Below are 3583 nucleotides of genomic sequence, written 5' to 3'. Positions count from 1 at the left end.
GTCCGGCAGCGGCGGGTCGGCATCGCCGCTCACCTGCACAGGCGCCAATGTGTCCGCAGCAATCAGGCCGCGAATGACGGCTTCGGACACGCCGCCCCAATGCGCCATGTCGCGGGCATTGCCTTGCCGGCCCTCCAACTGCGCCATGGCCTGCATCCGCGCCGGAGTCATGCGCGCTGGCGGCGGCCCGGCCAGCACATATTCCACAAACGCACGCGGGGACAGGAACGCCACCGACGGCCAGGCCATGCGGATGACGGCGCTGAGCGGCGCCATGTAATAATCCGCCGTCCATTCGCACAGCCGGCGCAGCGGTGCCGGCAACGGGGGGATTTCGAGGCGGGCCGTCACGGCGCGCAGGCGCTCCGGCGCCACGGCCCTGCCCTCAAGCACGCCGTCATCCCACACCACGCCGGTGATGATGCGCGGTCCAAGCGGCACCGACACAGCGTCACCCGGCGCCAGCACCATGCCTTCCGGGACGGCATAATCCAGCGCACCCAGACCATGCTGGAAGACGACGACACGGACAGGCGGGCGATTCACAGGCTCCAGATAGGCAATCGGCGTCCGCCATGCTAGGCGCGCGCCGATAATACACACGACAGGACCGGCCCGATGATTCCCCGCTATTCCCGCCCCGAGATGGTTGCCATCTGGGAACCCGAAACCCGTTTTCGCATCTGGTTCGAGATCGAGGCGCACGCCATGGACGCGCTGGTGCCGCTGGGCATCGTCCCTGCCGACGCCGCCAAGGCGGTATGGGAACGCGGCAATTTCGATGTGGACCGCATCGACGAGATCGAGCGCGAAACCAAGCATGACGTCATCGCGTTCCTGACCAACCTGGCCGAATATGTCGGCCCCGAAGCGCGCTTCGTGCATCAGGGCATGACCAGTTCGGACGTGCTCGACACCTGCCTTGCCGTGCAGTTGGCGCGCGCGTCGGATTTGCTGCTGGCAGATCTGGACGGGTTGCTCGCGGCCATCCGCCGCCGGGCGATGGAGCATAAATACACGCCCACCATGGGCCGCAGCCATGGCATCCATGCCGAGCCGACCACCTTTGGCTTGAAACTTGCGCAGGCCTATGCCGAGTTCGACCGTTGCAAGCAGCGCCTTGTCGCAGCGCGCGCCGATATCGCCACCTGCGCGATTTCGGGCGCTGTCGGCACCTTTGCCAACATCGACCCGCGCGTTGAAGCGCATGTCGCCAAGGCCATGGGCCTGACCGTCGAGCCGGTGTCCACGCAGGTCATCCCGCGTGATCGCCATGCCATGTTCTTTGCCACGCTGGGTGTCATTGCCGGTTCGGTGGAACGGCTGGCCACCGAAGTACGCCATTTGCAGCGCACCGAAGTGCTGGAGGCAGAGGAGTATTTCAGCCCCGGCCAAAAGGGTTCAAGCGCCATGCCGCACAAGCGCAACCCGGTGCTGACCGAAAACCTTACCGGCCTTGCCCGGCTGGTGCGCGGCTTCGTGACGCCAGCCCTGGAAAATGTCGCGCTGTGGCACGAACGCGATATCTTGCACTCGTCGGTCGAACGCATGATCGGCCCCGATGCGACGGTGACGCTGGATTTCGCGCTGGTGCGGCTGACCGGCGTCATCGACAAGCTGCTGATCTATCCCGAACGCATGCTCAAGAACCTCAACCGCATGGGCGGGCTGATCCATTCGCAGCGTGTGCTGCTGGCGCTGACCCAGGCCGGCGCCAGCCGCGAGGACAGCTACCGGCTGGTTCAGCGAAACGCCATGAAGGTGTGGGAATCCGACGGCGCGCTGCAACTGCTGGACCTGTTGTCGGCCGATCCCGAAGTCACGGCGCTGTTACCGCCCGAGCAGCTGGGCGCGCTGTTCGACCTTGAATATCATTTCAAGCATGTCGACACGGTGTTCGACAGGGTGTTCGGGCCAGATTGACTTGGCCAGATTGACTCAACCCCGCCGGAGCAGCGTCATCAGATGCACGGCGGACAGCAGGGCAATGGCGGCGCCGACAAAGACCAGTCCGTTCCAGGGCAGGTGCGCGTGCCAGGCCAGCGGCGCGCGGCGGCGTAGCGCCGTGCCGGCAATGGCGAGCAGCATCAGCGCCGCGCCGGCGCCGGCCAGCCAGAATGTGTCGTCAAAGCCCAATCGAAGCCTCCGTTTGCGGATCGCGACAGTGCCGGCTCATTCAGCAAAGCGCAATCATCGCGGTTGCACCTGTCATTGCGCATCGTTACCCACAATGCATTTCCCCAACCCGGAGACTTCCCATGTTTCGACCTGTCCTGTTTGCCGTTGCGGCCGTTGTCGCCGCCAGCCCGGCCATCGCCGCCGGCCCCTTTGATGCCGCCATCGCCGGCGCGCACCGCAGCGAAGCCAACAAGGCGCGCGACGCCTATCGCCATCCGGCGCAGACGCTGGCGTTCTTCGGCATCAAGCCGAAGATGACCGTGGTCGAAATCTCGCCGGCCGGCGGCTGGTACACCGAAATTCTGGCGCCGGGCCTCAAGGCCAAGGGCAAGTATATCGCCGCGCACAACAACCCGGCCGCCAGCGCCGGCGCCGCGCGCGGCGTGCAGAATTTCAAGGACAAGTTTGTCGCCAAGCCCGATGTGTTCGGTGCCATCACCGTCACCGCCTTTGGCAAGGACAGCTATGACATTGCGCCAGCCGGCAGTGCCGATGCCGTCGTGTCGTTCCGCAACGTCCACAATTGGCACATGGCCGGTTTCGACCAGGCAGCGTTCAATGCCTTTTTCGCCGCACTGAAGCCCGGCGGCACGCTTGGCATCGTCGAACATCGCCTGCCCGAGGATCGCCCGGACGAACAGATGAAGTCCAGCGGCTACATGAAGCTGTCCAATGTCACCAAGCTGGCGGCCGCTGCGGGCTTCAAGCTGGTGGGCACATCGGAAATCAACGCCAATCCCAAGGACACCAAGGACTATCCCAAGGGCGTGTGGACGCTGCCGCCGAACTATGCCGAAGGTGATGTGGACAAGGCCAAATATGCCGCGATTGGCGAAAGCGACCGCATGACGCTGAAGTTCGTCAAGCCGAAGAAATAAACCGAAGCGCCGGAGCCATACCCTCTCCCGCCTGCGGGAGAGGGGTCGCTACAGTCGGCGCACACCAGCAATGGCGGCGCCGCGCGCAACCACATCGGCCAGTGGTTCCTCGACAACGGACATCCAGTGCGCATTGGCGTGCAGCAGCGTGTCCGGTGCGGTCAACAAGCCGACATGGCCGGGAAAGAACACCAGGTCGCCGCACTGGCGCGCCGCGAAATCCACGGCTTCGCCCTGCTGCAACTGCTGGTCGGTGTCGCGCTTGAGAGCGACGCCTTCAGCCGCCAATGCCGCTTGCACCAGCCCTGAGCAATCCACCCCGTCGGGCGTGCGGCCGCCCCATAGATAGGGCGCGCCCATGAACAGTGCAGCGGCGACAAACCGGTCGGCTGGCGGCGATTCGGCGTGGCGGCGATGGACAAAGCCGCCACCCGCCAGCGCCAGAAAGGCGCCGTCGACCGTGCCGGCGAGCGCCGCGCCATAGGGCAATTCCATCAGCGCCGCTGCCTTGATGCTGGCCTGTGCGA

The 3583-nt window shown here is 65.2% G+C and carries 4 protein-coding genes and 1 pseudogene; 2 read left to right on the top strand and 3 right to left on the bottom strand.

Translation table 11 applies throughout. From position 1 onward, the window contains the following. Positions 1-546: pseudogene (locus RMQ73_RS03640) on the bottom strand (primosomal protein N'); the annotation flags it as partial. A gap of 72 nt (positions 547-618) precedes the next feature. Between RMQ73_RS03640 and purB the strand changes: the two are divergent. Further along, positions 619-1923, top strand: coding sequence for an adenylosuccinate lyase (gene purB / locus RMQ73_RS03635; RefSeq protein ID WP_310496667.1), 1305 nt, complete (start codon positions 619-621; stop codon positions 1921-1923). A 15-nt stretch (positions 1924-1938) separates the two neighbouring features. Here purB and RMQ73_RS03630 read toward each other — a convergent pair whose 3' ends face one another. Further along, the gene (locus RMQ73_RS03630) at positions 1939-2136 is read right to left on the bottom strand and encodes a hypothetical protein (RefSeq protein ID WP_310496666.1); all 198 of its coding nucleotides are present in this window, start codon (positions 2134-2136) and stop codon (positions 1939-1941) included. A gap of 122 nt (positions 2137-2258) precedes the next feature. Here RMQ73_RS03630 and RMQ73_RS03625 point away from each other — a divergent pair, with 122 nt between their 5' ends. Beyond that, positions 2259-3056, top strand: a complete 798-nt coding sequence (locus tag RMQ73_RS03625) for a methyltransferase (RefSeq protein WP_310496665.1) — start codon at positions 2259-2261, stop codon at positions 3054-3056. 48 nt (positions 3057-3104) lie between these two features. On the opposite strand, the gene RMQ73_RS03620 is transcribed toward RMQ73_RS03625, so the two are convergent. Then, the coding region (locus tag RMQ73_RS03620; RefSeq protein ID WP_310496664.1) for an NlpC/P60 family protein at positions 3105-3583 on the bottom strand (479 nt) is incomplete at its 5' end.

The sequence above is a fragment of the Sandarakinorhabdus sp. genome (assembly GCF_031430775.1).
In the GTDB taxonomy this organism is placed as follows: Bacteria; Pseudomonadota; Alphaproteobacteria; order Sphingomonadales; family Sphingomonadaceae; genus Sandarakinorhabdus.
Note: the sequence above shows the minus strand (reverse complement) of the source record. Positions and strands in the feature narration are given on the sequence as shown.